This window comes from Roseovarius pacificus (genome assembly GCF_900142665.1).
Lineage (GTDB): Bacteria > Pseudomonadota > Alphaproteobacteria > Rhodobacterales > Rhodobacteraceae > Roseovarius > Roseovarius pacificus.
Genome location: NZ_FRBR01000014.1, coordinates 61,838 through 79,000, shown reverse-complemented (window position 1 = coordinate 79,000; position 17,163 = coordinate 61,838). Strand labels below are relative to the sequence as shown.

Below are 17,163 nucleotides of genomic sequence, written 5' to 3'. Positions count from 1 at the left end.
ATGGTCGTAAAGATCGTCGTTCTCTTCCTCGTTTTCATGGGTGTGATGGCCATGTTCGGCAAGCTGCGCTTTCCCGGCCAGCAAAAGCTGAGTTCGGCCAAATGCCCGAAATGCGGCCGATACAGGATCGGCAAGGGCCCCTGTAGCTGCACGAAAGGCAAGCGCAAATGATGCCGTGGATTCTTGCAGCCCTTGGCCTGCTCATCCTGCTGCTGGCCGGCGATGCATTGGTCAAGGGCGCGGTGAACCTGAGCCTTCGGGTGGGCATCCCGGCCCTGATCGTCAGCCTGACCATCGTGGCCTTCGGCACTTCGGCGCCCGAATTGCTGATCTCGGTCAATGCCGTGCTGGACGACAAGCCGGGGCTGGCGCTTGGTAATGTGGTGGGGTCGAACACCGCGAATATCCTGCTGGTTCTGGGGATACCCGCGATATTGTCGGTCTTGCACACCAGCACCTGCAACACCCGCAAGACCTATGTCTTCATGCTGGTTGGGTCGATCCTGTTCATCGCACTCGCCTTTCTGGGCGAATTCACACTGGTGTCGGGGCTGATCCTGCTGGCCGTACTGGCCTGTGTCCTGACCGATGCCTTTCTGGAGGCCGGACGGCATCGCCGTGAAACCGCCGCGCTGGCGCTTGCCGATTCCGAAGAGGGCGAGGATATCGAGGGCGCGGACCCGGACATGCCGTGGTGGCAGATCGTCGTCTTTCTGGTTCTGGGTCTGATCGGGCTGCCACTGGGGGCCGATCTTCTGGTCGACAATGCCTCGATCATCGCGCGGCAATATGGCGTCAGCGATACCGTGATCGGGTTGACGCTTGTGGCGCTTGGCACATCGCTTCCGGAACTGGCGACCACGGTGATGGCCGCGCTGCGCAAACAGGCCGATGTGGCGCTTGGCAATGTCATCGGGTCGAACATGTTCAACCTGCTGGCGATCATCGGGATCACTGCCGTGATCGGGCCGATCCCCGTCGATCCCGAGTTCCTCCAGTTCGATCTGTGGGTGATGCTGGGCGCGTCGCTGCTGATCGTGCCGTTCGTCTTTTTCCGGCAGGACATCACGCGGCTCTGGGGTGTGGCCTTGACCGGGCTCTATCTGATCTATGTGTTTGTCGTGCTGTCATGAACGGAGACTGACACGATGACACAGGCACTGGTGACCGGCGCGGGCAAGCGCCTTGGGCGGGCGATGGCGCTGGAACTGGCGCGCCGCGGCTATGACGTGGGCGTACATTACGCCACCAGCGCCGACGAGGCCGAAGCGGTGGCCGAAGACATCCGCGGCATGGGTCAGCGCGCCGTGGCGTTGCAGGCCGACCTGTTGCAGGAGGATCAGGTGCAGGCGTTGCTGCCCGAAGCGGCACGCGCTTTGGGCGGGCCGATCACCTGCCTGATCAACAACGCCTCGATCTTTGAATACGACAATATCGGCACCGCCACCCGCGAAAGCTGGGACAGGCATATGGAAAGCAACCTGCGCGCGCCTTTCGTGCTGACGCAGGCGCTGGCCGCGCAGATCCCCGAGCCGGGCCAGTGCGACAATGGCGAGACACTGGCGCATGGGCTGGTGGTGAACATGGTCGATCAGCGGGTGCGCAAACTGACGCCCGAGTTCATGACCTACACGCTGGCCAAGATGGGGCTGTGGGCCTTTACCCGCACCGCCGCGCAGGCGTTGGCGCCGCGAGTGCGCGTAAACGCAATCGGGCCAGGACCGACCCTGCAAGGCCACCGCCAGAGCGACAGCCATTTCCAGCGGCAACGGCAGACCACCGTTCTGAACCGTGGCGCGAATGCCGAGGATATCGTTGCGGCGCTGGCCTATTTTCTGGATGCACCGGCGGTCACGGGGCAGCTTTTGTGCGTGGATGGCGGGCAGCATCTGGGCTGGCAGACACCCGATGTCCTGGGGGTGGAGTGATTATCCCCGCGTCAACTTGTACACTTGTCGCAGAACCGTTACCTCAGCGTTACAAAAAGCCCTTTGTTTTCAACATTTTGCAGGCACTGGATGTTTTTTGCGTTTGTTTTCAAAAGGTTAAAATACCGCCTAAATTTTATGCAGATCGAAGAACCCCCCTTAAAACAAGGGAAATTTTCCCGTCCCCGAAACTTGCCCCCAAAGTTATCCACAAGAATCGTGGACAGGTTTCCTCTTGCCTGTAGCGCAATAAGATTGCAGCCAGCCCCGAGAATCATATCTTAACGCATATGTCCGAGCAGCCCACAGACAGCCCCCCAAAAACCGGACACAAGGTGATCCATTCCTACCTGCGAACGCTGGATGCGTCGCCGGGGGTGTATCGTATGCTCGATGCCCAGGCGCGGGTGCTATATGTGGGCAAGGCGCGGAATTTGCGCGCCCGCGTATCCAGCTATGCCCGACCCACGGGGCACACGCCGCGGATCGCACGGATGATCAGCGAAACCGCCTCGATGATGTTCCTGACCACGCGCACGGAAACCGAGGCGCTGTTGCTGGAACAGAACCTGATCAAGCAGCTCAAACCGCGCTACAACGTGCTGCTGCGCGACGACAAGAGTTTCCCCAATATCCTTGTCACCGCGCATGATTTTCCGATGATCAAGAAACATCGCGGCGCGAAGAAGGAGAAAGGCCATTACTATGGCCCCTTCGCCAGCGCGAGCGCAGTGAACCGGACGCTGGCGCAGTTGCAGCGCGCGTTCCAGTTGCGCAATTGCACCGACACGCAGTTCGAAAGCCGCACCCGCCCCTGCCTGCAATACCAGATCAAGCGCTGCACCGCGCCTTGCGTGGGGTATATCAGCCAGGAAGAGTACAACGCCGCGGTGAAGGATGCCGAGCGGTTTCTGTCCGGTCGCTCGACCGAGATTCAGAACAAACTGAAAACCGAGATGTCCAAGGCCTCGGACGCGATGGAGTTCGAACGCGCGGCGGCCCTGCGCGACCGGATCAAGGCAATGACGCAGGTGCAGACGGCGCAGGGCATCAACCCCCGCACGGTGACCGAGGCCGACATTCTGGCGCTGCATCTGGAAAACGGGCAGGCCTGTGTGCAGGTGTTCTTCATCCGCGCCGGGCAGAACTGGGGCAACCGCGATTTCTATCCCCGCGTCGGTGCCGATGTGGAAGAGGCCGAAGTGCTGGAGGCCTTCATCGGCCAGTTCTACGACAGCAAGGAGCCCGCGCGGCAATTGATCCTGTCGCATGGCATCGAAAACGCCGACCTGATGACAAAGGCCCTGACCGGCAAGCTGGGGCGCAAGGTGGAGTTGCTGGTGCCCAAACGCGGCGAGAAGGCCGAGCTGGTGGATGCCGCCCTGCGCAATGCCCGCGAGAGCCTTGCGCGCAAGATGTCGGAAACCGCCACGCAGGCGAAACTGCTGAAAGGGCTGGCCGAGGCCTTCGATCTGCCCGGCCCGCCGCAGCGGATCGAGGTGTATGACAACAGCCATATTCAGGGCACCAACGCCGTGGGCGCGATGATCGTGGCCGGCCCGGACGGGTTCATGAAGAACCAGTATCGCAAGTTCAACATCAGGGGCGACGACCTGACCCCCGGTGACGATTTCGGCATGATGAAAGAGGTGCTGACGCGGCGCTTCAAACGGTTGCTCAAGGAAGACCCGGACCGCGAACAGGGGCATTGGCCCGACCTTCTGCTGATCGATGGCGGTGCGGGGCAGGTCAGCGCCGTGGCGCAGATCATGCGCGACATGGGCGTAACCGACATCCCGATGGTGGGTGTCGCCAAGGGCGTGGACCGCGACCATGGCAAGGAAGAGTTCCACCGCACCGGTCAGCGGCCCAAGGCGCTGCGCCACAACGACCCGGTGTTGTATTTCATCCAACGCCTGCGCGACGAGGCGCACAGGTTCGCCATCGGCACGCACCGCGCCAAACGAGCCAAGGCCGTGGGCGCGACCCCGCTGGACGAAGTGCCCGGCGTGGGCGCGGCGCGCAAGCGCGCTTTGCTGACCCATTTCGGCAGCGCCAAGGCCGTGAGCCGCGCCAACCTGGCCGATCTCAAGGCCGTCGACGGCGTGTCTGAAGGGCTGGCGCAGAAAATCTATGATTTCTTCCACGAAAAGGGTTGATGAATTTTACCATATTGACTTGTAGATAATTTTTATGAACATGATGTCATGTTTATATTTAAGGCAGACCATGACGCTCACAGCACCTACCGCTGACACCACCCCCCTGCCCGATACGCATGCCACACTTTTGGCCGAGCGAGCGCAGGACAAGCCCAAGGGCGAACGCACCCGCGCGCAGATCATGATGGCGGCTTGCAACGTGCTGGACCGCACCCCGCCGCAGGACGTGACCATCGGCGCGATCTGCAAGGCCGCGGGCATCGCGCATGGCACGTTCTACATCTATTTCCCGGATCGTGACGCGCTGCTGGCCGATCTGTTGCTGGGCTTCGTAGCGCATTTGCAGGGCCGGATGCTGGCGGCCGGACATGACACTCCACAGGATCGCATACGCGCCGCGACCCGCGCCTATGCGGTGATGTTCGAACAGAACCAGGGCCTGATGCGTTGCCTCGTGCATCACCTCGATACCTTCCCCGAAGCGCGTGCCGCCTTTCATCGGCTGAACCGCGATTGGCTGGAAACCGTCGTCGGCGCCATGCAACGGCGGCTGGAACAAGAAGGCCGCACCGTCACCGGGGACGAGTTGTGGCGCAGGGCCTATGCCCTTGGCGGGATGGTGGATCACTACCTGTCCAGCCTGTTCCTGTCCCGCGAACCGGGGGTCGTTGCGGTTTCGGCCAGCCGCGACGCGGTGATCGAAACGCTGAGCCTGATCTGGGAAAGGGGACTGGAACCATGAGCCTGATCGACAACGCGCACCGTATGGACCCCGACGATCTGGCCGCCCACCGGCAACAGGCTTGGGCGCGCCAACGGGCCTATGTGATGGAAAATTCGGAGTTTTACCGCGACTTGTGGCAGGGCCGGACCCCGCCCGAGGATTTGCGCGACCTGCCGGAACTGCCCCTTTCGGACAAGGCGCAGTTGCGCATTTCGCAGGCAGACCACCCGCCTTATGGCAACTACCTGGCCTCGGGTGTGCGGCAGGCGGTGCGCCTGCACCGGACATCGGGCACCACGGGGCAGGCGATGAACCTGGCGCTGTCGGAGCGTGATTGCGCCATCACCGAAACGGTCGGCGGGCGCTGTCAGGCTTCGGCGGGGCTGACGCCCGATCATACGGTGGTGCATTGCCTGAACTACCAGATGTGGATGGGCGGGTTGACCGATCACATGACCTTGCAGGCGACCGGCGCGATGGTGGTGCCTTTTGGTGTCGGATCGACCGAACTGCTGGTGCGCACCATTCAGGAGGTGGGGATCACCGCGATCTCCTGCACGCCGTCCTATCCGGCGGTTCTGGAACGTGTGATCGAACAGAAGTTTCCGGGTCTCACCCCGCGCGATCTGGGGCTGAAGCTGGGCCTGTTCGGCGGCGAGGCCGGGCTGGACGACCCGGCCTTTCGCCAGCGGCTGCGCGATGTCTGGGGGATGGAGCCGCGCAATGCCAATTACGGCGTGTCCGATGTGTTCTGCAATTTTGCGGCGCAGTGCGAACACGATACGCGGCTGCATTTCATGGCCGCCGATGTGCTGCATGTCGAACTGATCGACCCGGACACCGCCACGCCCCTGCCGCTTGAGCCCGGCCAGACGGGCGAAATGGTGCTGACCCATCTGGCGCGCGAGTGTCAGCCGCTGGTGCGGTTCCGCACCGGCGATATCATCACGGTCGACGAAACCGAACCATGCCGCTGTGGCTGCACCGGTTTCCGGTTCCGGGTGGTGGGGCGCTCGGATGACATGGTGGTGGTGCGCGGGCTGAACCTGTTTCCCACGATGGTCGCCGCCGTTCTGAACGAATTCAACGAGTTGTCGGGCGATTACCGCATCCATCTGGACACCCCGCCACCCTATGACAGCCTGCCGGTACAGGCGGAGCTGGCCAAGGGGCAAGCCGAGGATACCGGACTGGCCGAGCGTGTGTCGGCCGCGATCAAAGCCAAGCTGGGCGCGACTGCCCGCGTGACCCTGCTGCCCGCGGGCAGTTTCGAATTGACCGAAGGCAAGACCAAGCGCGTGATAAGGGAGTACCGATGACCGATTTCACCTATGACACCGTCCTGAGCGAATTGGGCGAAAACGGCGTTCGCACGATCACCCTCAACCGGCCCGGCAGCCTGAACGCGATGAACCGGCAGCTGATCGACGATGTCGCGCGGGCGTTCGAGGAGGCCAATGCCGACCCGGCGACACGGGCAATGATCTTCACCGGGGCAGGCAAGGCATTCTGTGCGGGCGACGACCGGCGCGAACATGTCCACCCCGAGACCGAGGAAGAGGCCCGCGATCTGGTGCAGGCGATCCAGAGAGCGACCCATGCGATCACCCTTGGCGCCAAGCCGGTTGTCGGCGCGATCAACGGCTGGGCCGTGGGCGGCGGGTTTGAATGGGCGATCAACTGCGACTTTCCGATCTGGGCGCAATCGGCGCGCGGGTTCTTTCCCGAGGTCTCCCTGAACCTGTTCGTGACCGGCGCGGTCACGTCTTTGCTGCCTGCTCTGGTGGGGCTGAACAAGGCGCGCGAGATGCTGTTTTTCGGGGATCGTTACGACGCCGACGAGTTGCTTCGTATCGGGCTGGCGTGGAAAACCGTTCCGGACCAAGATCTTATGAGCGCCGCACAGGATACCGCGCAGCGCCTTGCCGATCTGCCGCCGCTGTCGGTACGCGCCATGAAACGGGTGTTGAACGCCGCCGCCCTGCCCGACCTGCACCGCGCGCTGCAATTGGAAACCGATGCCACCGTGGCCGGATTCATGGACCCGGAAACCACCCGGCGGCTGAGTGCGTTCTGAGCGGTTTTGAGTCCTTTCCCTCGGGGCGGTCAGCGGCTAGAACAGGGCCATGATCTGGACCGTACCCAATATCCTGACGGCCTTGCGGCTTTTGGCGGCGCCCGCCGTGGCGGTGATGTTTCTGTATTTCCACCGCCCCTGGGCCGACTGGTTCGCGCTGGTGCTGTTCATCGGCGCTGCGATCACGGACTGGTTCGATGGGTATCTTGCAAGGGCTTGGAAACAAACAACAAAACTTGGCACGATGCTGGACCCGATTGCCGACAAGGCGATGGTGGTGATCGCGCTGATGGTGATCGTTGGGTATTCCAGCATGTCGCCCTGGCTGGTGTTGCCGGCGACGGTGATTCTGTTTCGCGAGGTGTTTGTCAGCGGGTTGCGTGAGTTTTTGGGCGATACGGCGGGGACGCTCAGGGTCACGAAGCTGGCCAAGTGGAAAACGACCGCGCAAATGATTGCAATTGCTGTGCTTTTTGGACAAGGCGTGGCCGAGCACTATATCGGGGCTATGGCGCGGATTACGGTGATGCTGGGCCATGCGGGGCTGTGGATCTTGTGGATCGCCGCCGCGCTCACGTTGATCACAGGCATAGATTACTTCAAGAAATCAATGCCTTACCTGAAGGATTGAGACATGGATGTACTGTATTTCGCATGGGTGCGGGAGCGGGTTGGGCATCCGAAGGATCGGGTGGAGACCGGCGCCGCGACGGTGCGCGAACTGGTTAACGAACTGCGCGAGAAGGAAGAGCGGTACGCCGCCGCCTTTGCCGATCTGGACGCGCTGCGGGTGGCCGTGGATCAGGAACTGGCCGATTTCGACGCGCCGCTGAACGGTGTGCGCGAAGTGGCGTTTTTTCCCCCAATGACGGGGGGTTAAGCGTGGATATCCGGGTTCAGGACGCGCCGTTCGATCTGGGCGCCGAGGCCAATGCCTTTGCCGCGAAACAATCGGGGATGGGGGCGCTGGTGACGTTCACGGGCATCGTGCGCGATCTTAACGATGGCGGGTTGGATGCCATGAAGATCGAGCACTACCCCGGCATGACCGAAAAGGCGATCGAAAAGATCGCCGCAGAGGCGCTAAGCCGTTGGAATCTGGGCGATATTCTGGTCATCCATCGCTATGGGCGGTTGCAGCCGGACGAGGTGATCATGATGGTCGCCACCTCTGCCCCACACCGGGCGGATGCCTTCCAAGGGGCTGAATTCCTTATGGATTTCCTGAAATCCCGCGCCCCGTTCTGGAAAAAGGAAGTCGGCGGCGACTCGGTCGATTGGGTGGCGGCCAGGGACGAGGACGAGGACGCGCTGAGCCGGTGGTGAGTTTCGTACGTTTTGTACGATGTGTACGCGGGTTTTGTACGAAACTCAGGGGGTTTGCGGAAATCTGCGCCCATGATGGACACAACGGCCCATTTGACGCAGGGTTCCGATTGCCCCGCGCCCGGATTTCGCCAAGCTGACCGCAGGACATTTCCGCAACGCGAGGCCGGCATGAGCGACGTCATCCAATCCTATATCGACACCCTGACCCCCAAGGCGCGCGGCACGATCAAGGGCACCGCCAAGCTGGTGATCACCGGCGAGGGCGCGATCATGCTGGACGAGACCGGCGCACGGGAAGGCGACGAAGAGGCCGACGTGGTGCTGATCGCCAGCGACGCGGTGTTCCGCAACATCCTGTCGGGCGAACAGAACCCGGTGATGGCCTTCATGTCGGGCAAGCTGAAGGTCGAAGGCAACACCCAGCGCGCACTGAAGGTGAGCAGCATTCTGACGGGGTGAGGGAGTGCCTTGCGCGAGGGCGGTTCTGGCGCGGCATCGCATGTCCGCGGGCAGGCGGCCCGACAGAGGGTCTGTGCGGTTTATGCCAGCCCCATCCGCAAAAGACCGGATCGAGGCGCGACCGCCAACCAATCGCCTGTCCGGGGGGCGGACAGGCGATGGCGCGGCGGCCTTTGGCCGCTGTTCGCGCGGGGGTGCCTTGCGGATTGGTCCGGTGTCTTCTTCGCGCGAGACAGAGACATAAGCGCGCCGCGCATCGCGCCTTCGGGGAAATATCGCAGACCGGGCAAACCCCGTGACGACCGGAGCCCTTCGGGCGCTTTTGGCTGTGGCGCTCAGGAGGTCTGGCGTTTGCGGGCGGTGGGCGCATCGTGCTCTGTGTCGAGGGCGCGGCCCGCCTGCCCGCCTTCGACGATGCGCTTTTGCAGATGCGATGGCGGGATGAGGCGCGCGGGGGTGGCGAGGCGCCGCTGCACATCGGGTCCGGGGAACAGCGCCTCGATTTCAAGCAGGGCGTAGGGAGGCAGGGTGTTCCTGGCCTCTTCGCCGAGCAGCAGGCTTTCGGATGCGGTGCCCTCGGCCAGAACGATCTGGTGCCGGTCGAAAAGCAGGTGATGGTAGGACACCGGACCGTCCGGCGGCGCCAGATCGACCCCCGGCCAGCCCAGAAAGCGGACGGCGGGCAAAAGAACCTCGTCGACATCGCACATCCGCCGCACCCATGCGCCGGTGACAAGCAGCCGATGCTGGCGCGACACCCGGAGATCGTTCCGGGGCAGGCCAGCGCCAAGCGCCCCCTTGCGGATGCGTATGGGGCGCATGCGCTCTTCCTGCGCCAGGGCCGGTGCGTGAACCGTGCGCTGGCCGGTCCAGCGGACCGGTTGCAGGTTCTCGTCGCGGGTCATCACCAGATCGCCGGGGCGGATCGATTCCACCGGCCTGGGACCGGCGGCGGTTTCGATCATCGTGCCCGCCACGAAACAGGGCACGCCCGTGATGGTGATGGTGACCGTCTGCGTATCGTTCCCGCCGGTATCCTGAACGCGTATGACGAAAGTATCGGTAAGGGTTTGCCCCGCATCGAGCGCCTGAACCGCGGGGTTGGTTTCATCAAGATCGTAGGTCCATGTTCCGGTGGAGGGATCGACGCTGGCGCTGCCATAGGAGGGGCCGCTCTGGACCGACCATGTGTCGGACCAGATGTTGCCCGAGGTGTCGTCGAGATCGCCGGTCACCAGGGATGTGCTGTCGGCGTCGATGGCACCTGTGCTGTCGCCTCCGATCTCAGGCGCGCCCATGGGGTTGCTCCTTGAGAAGGCGTTTGAACTGGCCCACGCCGTAAGACCGGATGTCGATCCGGTCATCGGCCGAGGCGCGGCTCCATTCGACGATGCGGTATCTGGTGCCCGGCTTGTTGTGCCACAGCGTTCTGAGCCGCAGCACATCGGGGTTTTGCGTCAGCAGGGGAACGATCTGGTCGAGATGTCCGAAGGGGGCGATGAAATCGACCAGCCAGTGCGACGTGCCGCTGTTCCAGTCCTCGGGGCCGAGCGGCTTGTGATCGACGGCAAATCTGTATTCGGCCTGCGGCGACAGCCCCGCCCAGGTGATCGCGGCGCGCGGATGGCCGTTGGAGCGGAACAGCTTGTACTGGCCCAGACGCAGCGGCGGCTCGAAACAGGCGAAAAGATCGTAGAGTGGCCGCGGGCGGTGATAGCGCGTGAGCGCGGCAAGGTAGAACAGGCTGCCGAAATCGGCCAGGAAGGGCTCGGGCAGGTCGAACCAGTCTTTCGGGAAGGGCCGGGCGGAAGACGACGGGAGCGGGCCGGACTCGCGCAGTTCGGCAAAATGGCGCATCGTGGCGCGGAAGAATTGCTCCGAGTCCGATTTCCCGGTCATGGTGTTTATCTGCGATGACGGATATCGCCGCTTTGCGCGGTCTGGCTGCCGTCATGCCTGCCTCAATCATGCGCGATACGGTGCGCTATCCTCTGCATGCTACCCAAAAACCGGGGGTTCGGCAATGCATTTGTCCGGTGCGCCCCGCATCCGGGTGCGACCAAACAGCGCCTGCGCCCTCTGGACAGTGCCGCCGCGCGGGTGCAACAGTTTGATCAAATATCCGACTCATGGATCGAACGGAGCTGTACGATGAAAGACGACAATTTCCTGCGCGAGATGAACGCCAAGTATCTCTGGCACCCGATGGGCCATCCCGGCGAGGCGCGCGAGAACGCGCCCAGGATCATCAAGGGGGCCGAGGGCACCGAGATCATCGACATCGACGGGCACCGCAGTGTCGATGCCGTGGGCGGGCTGTGGTGCGTGAACCTCGGCTATTCCAACGATGCGGTGAAGCAGGCGATCTCGGATCAGTTGTGGGAGCTGCCCTATTATTCGTCCTTCGCCGGCACCAGCAACCCGCCCGCGATCGAGGCGTCCTATGCGGTGCAGGAGTTCTTTGCCGAGGACGGCATGGTGCGCAGTTTCTTCACCAGCGGCGGGTCGGACAGCGTGGAGACCGCGCTGCGCCTGTCGCGGCAGTATCACCGCCTGCGCGGCGAGCCGACCCGCACCAAGTTCCTGAGCCTGAAGAAGGGCTATCACGGCACCCATTTCGGCGGCGCCAGCGTGAACGGCAACAACCGCTTCCGCATCGGGTACGAGCCGCTGTTGCCGGGCTGTTTTCACCTGCCCAGCCCCTATTGCTATCGCAACCCGTTCGATGCCATCGACCCCGAGTTGCTGGCCCAGAAGATCGCGGCGGCAGCGGTGGACGAAATCGAATTCCAGGACCCCAGCACCATCGCGGCCTTCATCATGGAGCCGATCCAGGGCGCCGGTGGGGTGATCGTGCCCGATGCCAGCTTCATGAAGCTGATGCGCGAGATTTGCGACAAGTACGGCATCCTGATGATCTCGGACGAGGTGATCACCGGGTTCGGGCGCACCGGCGACTGGTCGGGCGCGCGGCACTGGGGCGTCAAGCCCGACATGATGACCTGCGCCAAGGGCATCACCAGCGGGTATTTCCCGGTGGGCGCAGTCATGATCGGCGAGAAGGTGGCCGACGTGTTCGAAAACGCGGGCGCGGACGGGGCGATCTGGCATGGCTACACCTATTCGGCGCATCCGGTGGGGGCGGCGGCGGTCGTGGCCTGCCTGTCGGAAACCCTGCGGCTGGACACCAAGACCAACGCGGCGGCGCGGGGCACGCAGCTTTATGACGGGGTGTGCAAGCTGGCCGAAAAATACGACATCATCGGCGATGTGCGCGGCGGGCACGGGTTGATGACCGGGATCGAGATCGTCAGCGATCGCGACGCCAAGACGCCGATGGATGGCGAAACGATGAAGCGCATTCACCAGACGGCCTATGAAAACGGTGCGATGGTGCGTCTGGGGGCGCATAACATCCTGATGTCGCCGCCCCTGACCATCACCGAGGCCGAAGTCGACCGGATCGTCGGCGCGCTGGACAAGGGGTTTGCCGCGGCCTGAGGGGACCGACAGCACTCACAATCGGACATGCGCGCCCTGTGACGGGGCGCGCATGTCGTGTTTCCGGGGTCAGCCGAAGCGGTTCCAGGCGTTCTTCATCGCGTCCGACATGGCATCCCATGCCTTGTCGGCGCCGTCCTTGAAATCCTTCCACGCCTCGGCGCTGGCGGACTGGACCTGTTCGAGTTCCTTTTCCATCCGGTCGCGGCGCTTTTTCAGCTCGTCGATCTGTTCCTTGTATTCGATCTGCGCGTCGGCCTGGGCCTGCCTGGCCTTGGCTTGCAGCTTGTCGATATCGGCCTTCCATTCATCCAGTTTGGCGTTCATCTTTTCCTGATAGGCGGTCTTGTCGTCCATGGAATCGTCTCCTTCAATCGAATTGATCGCTGTGGCGAAAGGGTAGCGCCTATTTCGCACCGATCAATGCGCAGTGCAGCATTGCGCGACAATGCGCCATGAACACGCAAAGGGCCGGCGCATGGCACCGGCCCCCTGCCGTTCGCTGTGAATCGCGCGTTAGTGGAACTTGTGAATCTCACCCGATTTCAGGCGTGCGAGATAGCTGTGCAACTCTTTCTTGACGATGGGCATGAGGAAGTAGAGCCCGAACACGTTGACCACCGCCATGGCAAAGATCGCCGCATCCGAGAAGTCGATCACCGGGCCGAGATTGGCCGCCGCGCCGATCACCACGAAGATGCAGAAGATGACCTTGAAGGTGATTTCCTTGCTCTTGCCTTCGCCGAACAGGTAGGTCCAGGCCTTGAGCCCGTAATAGGACCAGCTGATCATGGTCGAGAAGGCAAACAGGATCACCGCCAGCGCCAGCACATAGGGGAACCATCCGAACGCCGTGGCAAAGGCCGCCGAGGTCAGGCTGACGCCCGAGGAACCGTCCGCCGTCTGGATCATGCCGCTGTCGGTCACGAGGTAGAGGCCGGTTTCCGGATCGCTCACAAGCTGCCCCGAGATGATGATGACCAGCGCGGTCATGGTGCAGATCACCACGGTGTCGATGAAGGGTTCCAGAAGCGATACGAAGCCTTCGGTGATCGGCTCCTTGGTGCGCACCGCCGAGTGGGCGATGGCCGCCGAGCCGACGCCCGCCTCGTTCGAGAAGGCGGCCCGCTTGAAGCCCTGGATCAGCGCCCCGACCATGCCCCCGGCAACGCCCAGCCCGGTGAACGCCCCGGCAAAGATCTGTCCGAAGGCCCAGCCGATCATGTCGGCGTTCATCAGGATGATGACCAGCGCAGCCAGCACATACATCACGCCCATGAAGGGCACGACCTTTTCGGTCACGCTGGCGATGGATTTCAACCCGCCGACGATCACCGCGAACACCACCACCGCAAAGATCACGCCGGTGATCCAGCCGGGGAATTCCCCGACGATCCCGGTGATCTGCTGGTGCGCCTGATTGGCCTGGAACATGTTGCCGCCGCCCAGCGCGCCGAGGATACAGAAGATCGAGAACATCACCGCAAGGATCTTGCCGCCGGGCAGGCCGCGTTCGGCAAAGCCCTTGGTCAGGTAATACATCGGACCGCCCGAAACGGTGCCGTCCTCGTATTCGTTGCGGTATTTCACGCCCAGCGTACATTCGGTGAACTTGGATGCCATGCCCATCAGACCCGCGAGGATCATCCAGAACGTGGCCCCCGGCCCGCCGATGCCGATGGCCACCGCGACCCCGGCGATATTGCCAAGGCCCACCGTGCCCGACAGGGCGGTGGCAAGCGCCTGGAAGTGGCTGACCTCACCGGCGTCGTTGGGATCGGAGTAGTCGCCCTTGACCAGCGATATCGCATGCCCGAAGGCGCGGAACTGGATAAAGACGAAATACAGCGTAAAGACCGTCGCCGCGATCACCAGCCAGGCCACGATCCACGGAAAGGACGTGCCGGGAAAGGGGCTGAAGATGAAATTGACGAACCAGCCGGTGGAAGACGCGAAAAGCTGATTCACCTTCTCGTCGATGGATTGGGCCAATGCCGGGGCCGCGCCGATCAGGCTGAGCCCGGCTGCGGCTGCCGCCGCCCGTGTAAATGTACGATACATGGAATGCTTCCCTGCTGATATTGGTTTTATGGCACGATGGTGCAGGGCACCGGGGCCGTCTGCACAAGCGCGCTGGCGACCGATCCGAACACGCGCGCACCCCAGGCCGAATGGCCGTTGCGCCCGATAAAGATCTGGCCTGCCCCGTTTTCCCTGGCGATCTCGCACAGAACCTCGGCGATCCTGCCATAGCGGATGACGCTTTCGATTTCGGCGCCCTTGCCCGACGCCTCCTTGACGACCGGGGCCATCAGGGCGGTTTCGGCGCGCTCCAGCTCTTCGCGGCGGCGCTTGTGGCGCTCTTCCAGTTCGGTGGGCGTCAAGAAGGAATAGGGCGACCATTCCAGCACATGCGCGATCAGAACCGCACCGCCCTGCGCCGCAGCGCGCTCGATCGCGAAATCCAGCGCGCGCCGCGCGGCCTCGCTGCCGTCATATCCGACGACGAATTTTCCGGACATCAGTGTAACTCCCTCGTTCTGTTGGCTGCCGCATTATACATCAGGCGCGGCAGAATGACGCATCATAGCATGAGCCGCCCGATCAATTTTCCCCATTTTCTCGATTAATCGGTTCATTTGCCTGCAAAATGATCGTTTTTCGGACTGAACGGCTGAATAAGCAGGCATTCGCAGGCCGCGCCCAAATCCCCGCCCAGCCGGACAGCCCCCCGCCCCGTGCCGGGGGCATATCGGCCTGCCCGGCCTTTCCGGCCATTGAAATCGCCCCTGATTTCGGCGCATATGTCGGCCCAGACCCCAAGGAGGCGCGCCATGGACATTCGCAGGATCACCGAGGATTACGCGGTCAGCCCGCAGATTTCCCCCGACGATATTCCCGAAATCAAGGCCGCCGGGTTCCGCTCGATCATGTGCAACCGCCCGGATGGCGAGGATTACGGACAGCCCGAATTCGACGCCGTGGCCGAGGCCGCCCGCGCCGAGGGGATCGAGGTGCGCTGCGTGCCGATCGTGTCGGGCATGGTCACGCCGCAGGCCGCGCAGGACTTCGCCGCGGCACTGGAGGACATGCCCAAACCGATGCTGGCCTATTGCCGCTCGGGCACGCGCTGCACCATGCTGTGGAGCATCGCCAGCTACGGCAGGCTGAGCGGCGATGAGATCGTTTCGGCGGCGCGCGATGCGGGGTACGATATGTCGGGGCTGGTCCGGCAGCTGGACCGGGGCTGAGCCCGATGACCGGCTGGATCGCCATGGGCCGCGACGGCGACGGGGTGACGGCCCATGCGATGCAGGGCGCGACCCTGATCCGCAGCGCCCGTGGAACCGATGAGGCCGCCGCGCTGGCCCATCTGGATTTCGACGCCAGCCGCACCGTTCATATCGGCGATGGCACCCCCAACGGTATCCCCACCGCCGTGCTGCCCACGGGCGGCGCCCGCCTGCCCGCCCTCACGCAGGACACCCCGCCCGATGTGATCGGGGCCTGGGTGCGTATCTGGATCGCCGGGGCGCTGGCGGATCGTCCGAACTGGGATGGCGTGATCTGCGCCGCGCAGGGCGATGTGCGCCACTGGATTCACATCAGCGCCAATGAGGTGGTGAGCTGCCAAAGCACCCTGACCCCGCGACTGGCCGCCGCGCTGGAGGGCGCGACACCGCCGGACGAACAGGCGCTGGCCGACAGCCTCAGCCGCCCCGAACGTCTGGCCGCGCATCTGCGCGCCGCTGAGGTCAGCGGCAACCGCGCCGCGATCACCGGCCACCTGATCGGGGCCGAACTGGCCGCGACACGGCGCTATTGGCTGGGGCAGGAGGTAATCCTGATCTCACCCGACGGCACCGCCTCGGGGCTTGAAACGGCGCTTGTCGCCCAGGGCGTGCCGGTTGGCACACTGGCCGCCGATGGCCTTCTGCCCGCCGGTCTGGCCGCGCTGGCCTCGGCGTTCGGTCTGGCGGACTGATCTTTCTCCTGCTCATAAATATCCCGGGGAGTGTGAGGGGCAGCGCCCCTCACTCAATCAAACCTGCGCGCCGAAGGCGCTCCTTTTTCTAACTGCGGGTCCGGCAGGGGCCGAACAGCGCCGCCGCGCCGAGGATCACCCCCGACACGGTGGCGATCATCCCCGCCGCGCTGACCGCGTGCCGGCCGCCCAGCCAGAGCGGCCCATAGCCCGCCAGCACGTAACCCAGCAGCGCCGACAGCGTGGCAAAACCGACGCTCCACCAGATCTGGCGCTCCAGCCGGTTTGTCATCAGCCGCGCGGCGGCGGGCGGGCAGATGAACATGGCGATCACGATGATCGAGCCCACTGCGTCAAACGCCGCGACGGCGGCGATGGCGGCCATGACCACGAGGATCAGGCCGATCCCCCGCACCGGCAGGCCGAGGGTTCGGGCGAAGCCTTCGTCGAAGGTGGACAGTTTCAGCGGCCGCCACAGGATCGCCGTCAGCGTCGCCACCAGCGCCAGCACCGCCGCCATGCGGGGCAGTTCCGGCGGCAGGGCGCGCAGCGCCTGTGGGTCGCTCAGGGCCGCCCAGCCCGTGCCGTCCAGCCAGATCAGGCTTTCCAGATTGCCATAGAGCGCGTGCTGCACGTCGAGATGGACGCTGGACGTGTCGCTGAGTTCCAGCAGCAGCACCCCGGCGGCGAACATCGAGGTGAAGACCACGCCCATGGCCGCGCCCGGCTCGATCCCGCCGAGGCGGCGGACGGCCTCGATCAGCAGCACGGCCACCAGCGCCGCGCCGCCCGCGCCCAGCATCATCGGCCATGTGGCCACGGCTCCGGTCAGCAGGAAGGCGGCGACGATGCCGGGCAGGACCACATGGCTGATCGCATCGCCGATCAGGGCCTGACGGCGCAGCAGCAGGAAATTCCCCGGCAGCGCACAGGCGATGGCCGCCAGCGTGCCGATCAGCATGGGCGGCAGCGAAAGCGAGACGAATTCGGCCCCCATC

At 63.8% G+C, this 17,163-nt stretch carries 20 protein-coding genes; 14 read left to right on the top strand and 6 right to left on the bottom strand.

Annotated features, from left to right (window positions below; translation table 11 throughout):
• The 11 genes from BUB53_RS23030 to BUB53_RS18115 all read left to right on the top strand — a co-directional run bounded on the left by BUB53_RS23030 (nucleotide 1) and on the right by BUB53_RS18115 (nucleotide 8,679).
• A complete protein-coding gene (locus BUB53_RS23030) occupies nucleotides 1-171 on the top strand; it encodes a hypothetical protein (protein ID WP_188745028.1) in 171 nt (56 codons plus the stop codon).
• The gene (locus BUB53_RS18160; RefSeq protein WP_073036759.1) at nucleotides 168-1,133 is read left to right on the top strand and encodes a calcium/sodium antiporter; all 966 of its coding nucleotides are present in this window, start codon (nucleotides 168-170) and stop codon (nucleotides 1,131-1,133) included. The genes BUB53_RS23030 and BUB53_RS18160 overlap by 4 nt, the downstream gene beginning before the upstream one ends.
• Before the next feature lie 15 nt (nucleotides 1,134-1,148).
• Nucleotides 1,149-1,928, top strand: a complete 780-nt coding sequence (locus tag BUB53_RS18155) for an SDR family oxidoreductase (protein ID WP_073036757.1) — start codon at nucleotides 1,149-1,151, stop codon at nucleotides 1,926-1,928.
• 290 nt (nucleotides 1,929-2,218) lie between these two features.
• A complete protein-coding gene (uvrC, locus tag BUB53_RS18150) occupies nucleotides 2,219-4,087 on the top strand; it encodes an excinuclease ABC subunit UvrC (protein ID WP_073036755.1) in 1,869 nt (622 codons plus the stop codon).
• A 70-nt stretch (nucleotides 4,088-4,157) separates the two neighbouring features.
• Nucleotides 4,158-4,832, top strand: coding sequence for a TetR/AcrR family transcriptional regulator (locus BUB53_RS18145; RefSeq protein ID WP_073036752.1), 675 nt, complete (start codon nucleotides 4,158-4,160; stop codon nucleotides 4,830-4,832).
• Entirely contained in the window at nucleotides 4,829-6,133 is a 1,305-nt protein-coding gene (locus BUB53_RS18140; protein WP_073036750.1) for a phenylacetate--CoA ligase family protein, read from the top strand. Before BUB53_RS18145 ends, BUB53_RS18140 begins: the two co-directional genes overlap by 4 nt.
• A complete protein-coding gene (locus BUB53_RS18135) occupies nucleotides 6,130-6,891 on the top strand; it encodes an enoyl-CoA hydratase/isomerase family protein (RefSeq protein ID WP_073036748.1) in 762 nt (253 codons plus the stop codon). The genes BUB53_RS18140 and BUB53_RS18135 overlap by 4 nt, the downstream gene beginning before the upstream one ends.
• A gap of 49 nt (nucleotides 6,892-6,940) precedes the next feature.
• Nucleotides 6,941-7,522, top strand: a complete 582-nt coding sequence (gene pgsA / locus BUB53_RS18130; RefSeq protein ID WP_073036746.1) for a CDP-diacylglycerol--glycerol-3-phosphate 3-phosphatidyltransferase — start codon at nucleotides 6,941-6,943, stop codon at nucleotides 7,520-7,522.
• Nucleotides 7,523-7,525: 3 nt separating this feature from the next.
• The gene (gene moaD / locus BUB53_RS18125; protein ID WP_073036744.1) at nucleotides 7,526-7,771 is read left to right on the top strand and encodes a molybdopterin converting factor subunit 1; all 246 of its coding nucleotides are present in this window, start codon (nucleotides 7,526-7,528) and stop codon (nucleotides 7,769-7,771) included.
• A gap of 2 nt (nucleotides 7,772-7,773) precedes the next feature.
• Nucleotides 7,774-8,217: a molybdenum cofactor biosynthesis protein MoaE gene (locus tag BUB53_RS18120; protein WP_073036741.1), complete on the top strand. Its 444-nt coding sequence runs from the start codon at nucleotides 7,774-7,776 to the stop codon at nucleotides 8,215-8,217.
• A gap of 171 nt (nucleotides 8,218-8,388) precedes the next feature.
• Nucleotides 8,389-8,679 (top strand): SCP2 sterol-binding domain-containing protein, encoded by a 291-nt coding sequence (locus tag BUB53_RS18115; protein ID WP_073036835.1) that lies wholly within the window; start codon nucleotides 8,389-8,391, stop codon nucleotides 8,677-8,679.
• Nucleotides 8,680-9,014: 335 nt separating this feature from the next.
• Here the strand turns inward: BUB53_RS18115 and BUB53_RS18110 are convergent, their stop codons facing one another.
• Both BUB53_RS18110 and BUB53_RS18105 read right to left on the bottom strand, forming a co-directional pair.
• Nucleotides 9,015-9,977 carry a Hint domain-containing protein gene (locus BUB53_RS18110; RefSeq protein WP_073036738.1) on the bottom strand — a complete coding sequence of 321 codons (963 nt, stop codon included), beginning with the start codon at nucleotides 9,975-9,977 and terminating at the stop codon, nucleotides 9,015-9,017.
• Nucleotides 9,964-10,578 carry a toxin-activating lysine-acyltransferase gene (locus BUB53_RS18105; RefSeq protein WP_084729319.1) on the bottom strand — a complete coding sequence of 205 codons (615 nt, stop codon included), beginning with the start codon at nucleotides 10,576-10,578 and terminating at the stop codon, nucleotides 9,964-9,966. Before BUB53_RS18105 ends, BUB53_RS18110 begins: the two co-directional genes overlap by 14 nt.
• 252 nt (nucleotides 10,579-10,830) lie before the next feature.
• Between BUB53_RS18105 and BUB53_RS18100 the strand changes: the two genes are divergently transcribed.
• Nucleotides 10,831-12,180, top strand: a complete 1,350-nt coding sequence (locus BUB53_RS18100) for an aminotransferase class III-fold pyridoxal phosphate-dependent enzyme (RefSeq protein ID WP_073036831.1) — start codon at nucleotides 10,831-10,833, stop codon at nucleotides 12,178-12,180.
• 69 nt (nucleotides 12,181-12,249) lie between these two features.
• Here the strand turns inward: BUB53_RS18100 and BUB53_RS18095 are convergent, their stop codons facing one another.
• The 3 genes from BUB53_RS18095 to BUB53_RS18085 all read right to left on the bottom strand — a co-directional run bounded on the left by BUB53_RS18095 (nucleotide 12,250) and on the right by BUB53_RS18085 (nucleotide 14,702).
• Nucleotides 12,250-12,537 carry a sll1863 family stress response protein gene (locus tag BUB53_RS18095; RefSeq protein ID WP_073036736.1) on the bottom strand — a complete coding sequence of 96 codons (288 nt, stop codon included), beginning with the start codon at nucleotides 12,535-12,537 and terminating at the stop codon, nucleotides 12,250-12,252.
• 159 nt (nucleotides 12,538-12,696) lie between these two features.
• The gene (locus BUB53_RS18090; protein ID WP_073036734.1) at nucleotides 12,697-14,241 is read right to left on the bottom strand and encodes an alanine/glycine:cation symporter family protein; all 1,545 of its coding nucleotides are present in this window, start codon (nucleotides 14,239-14,241) and stop codon (nucleotides 12,697-12,699) included.
• A 26-nt stretch (nucleotides 14,242-14,267) separates the two neighbouring features.
• Nucleotides 14,268-14,702 carry a universal stress protein gene (locus tag BUB53_RS18085; RefSeq protein ID WP_073036731.1) on the bottom strand — a complete coding sequence of 145 codons (435 nt, stop codon included), beginning with the start codon at nucleotides 14,700-14,702 and terminating at the stop codon, nucleotides 14,268-14,270.
• A gap of 312 nt (nucleotides 14,703-15,014) precedes the next feature.
• On the opposite strand from BUB53_RS18085, the gene BUB53_RS18075 reads away from it, so the two are divergent.
• Nucleotides 15,015-15,431 (top strand): protein tyrosine phosphatase family protein, encoded by a 417-nt coding sequence (locus BUB53_RS18075; RefSeq protein WP_073036726.1) that lies wholly within the window; start codon nucleotides 15,015-15,017, stop codon nucleotides 15,429-15,431.
• Nucleotides 15,432-15,436: 5 nt separating this feature from the next.
• On the top strand, nucleotides 15,437-16,165 hold the full coding sequence (locus BUB53_RS18070; protein ID WP_073036724.1) for a 2-dehydro-3-deoxygalactonokinase: 729 nt from the start codon (nucleotides 15,437-15,439) through the stop codon (nucleotides 16,163-16,165).
• Nucleotides 16,166-16,253: 88 nt separating this feature from the next.
• Here the strand turns inward: BUB53_RS18070 and BUB53_RS18065 are convergent, their stop codons facing one another.
• Nucleotides 16,254-17,162 carry a metal ABC transporter permease gene (locus tag BUB53_RS18065; protein ID WP_073036828.1) on the bottom strand — a complete coding sequence of 303 codons (909 nt, stop codon included), beginning with the start codon at nucleotides 17,160-17,162 and terminating at the stop codon, nucleotides 16,254-16,256.
• Between the last annotated feature and the right edge of the window lies 1 nt (nucleotide 17,163).

Bases quoted from the DNA above. Each gene is read 5' to 3' on its own strand.
- BUB53_RS18155 (WP_073036757.1), top strand. From the start codon at position 1,149: ATGACACAGGCACTGGTGACCGGCGCGGGCAAGCGCCTTGGGCGGGCG.
- pgsA (WP_073036746.1), top strand. From the start codon at position 6,941: ATGATCTGGACCGTACCCAATATCCTGACGGCCTTGCGGCTTTTGGCG.
- BUB53_RS18115 (WP_073036835.1), top strand. From the start codon at position 8,389: ATGAGCGACGTCATCCAATCCTATATCGACACCCTGACCCCCAAGGCG.
- BUB53_RS18075 (WP_073036726.1), top strand. From the start codon at position 15,015: ATGGACATTCGCAGGATCACCGAGGATTACGCGGTCAGCCCGCAGATT.
- moaD (WP_073036744.1), top strand. From the start codon at position 7,526: ATGGATGTACTGTATTTCGCATGGGTGCGGGAGCGGGTTGGGCATCCG.
- BUB53_RS18140 (WP_073036750.1), top strand. From the start codon at position 4,829: ATGAGCCTGATCGACAACGCGCACCGTATGGACCCCGACGATCTGGCC.
- BUB53_RS18105 (WP_084729319.1), bottom strand. From the start codon at position 10,578: ATGACCGGGAAATCGGACTCGGAGCAATTCTTCCGCGCCACGATGCGC.
- BUB53_RS18085 (WP_073036731.1), bottom strand. From the start codon at position 14,702: ATGTCCGGAAAATTCGTCGTCGGATATGACGGCAGCGAGGCCGCGCGG.
- BUB53_RS18160 (WP_073036759.1), top strand. From the start codon at position 168: ATGATGCCGTGGATTCTTGCAGCCCTTGGCCTGCTCATCCTGCTGCTG.
- BUB53_RS18070 (WP_073036724.1), top strand. From the start codon at position 15,437: ATGACCGGCTGGATCGCCATGGGCCGCGACGGCGACGGGGTGACGGCC.
- BUB53_RS18065 (WP_073036828.1), bottom strand. From the start codon at position 17,162: ATGGGGGCCGAATTCGTCTCGCTTTCGCTGCCGCCCATGCTGATCGGC.
- BUB53_RS18135 (WP_073036748.1), top strand. From the start codon at position 6,130: ATGACCGATTTCACCTATGACACCGTCCTGAGCGAATTGGGCGAAAAC.
- BUB53_RS23030 (WP_188745028.1), top strand. From the start codon at position 1: ATGGTCGTAAAGATCGTCGTTCTCTTCCTCGTTTTCATGGGTGTGATG.
- BUB53_RS18145 (WP_073036752.1), top strand. From the start codon at position 4,158: ATGACGCTCACAGCACCTACCGCTGACACCACCCCCCTGCCCGATACG.
- BUB53_RS18090 (WP_073036734.1), bottom strand. From the start codon at position 14,241: ATGTATCGTACATTTACACGGGCGGCGGCAGCCGCAGCCGGGCTCAGC.
- BUB53_RS18095 (WP_073036736.1), bottom strand. From the start codon at position 12,537: ATGGACGACAAGACCGCCTATCAGGAAAAGATGAACGCCAAACTGGAT.
- uvrC (WP_073036755.1), top strand. From the start codon at position 2,219: ATGTCCGAGCAGCCCACAGACAGCCCCCCAAAAACCGGACACAAGGTG.
- BUB53_RS18110 (WP_073036738.1), bottom strand. From the start codon at position 9,977: ATGGGCGCGCCTGAGATCGGAGGCGACAGCACAGGTGCCATCGACGCC.
- BUB53_RS18100 (WP_073036831.1), top strand. From the start codon at position 10,831: ATGAAAGACGACAATTTCCTGCGCGAGATGAACGCCAAGTATCTCTGG.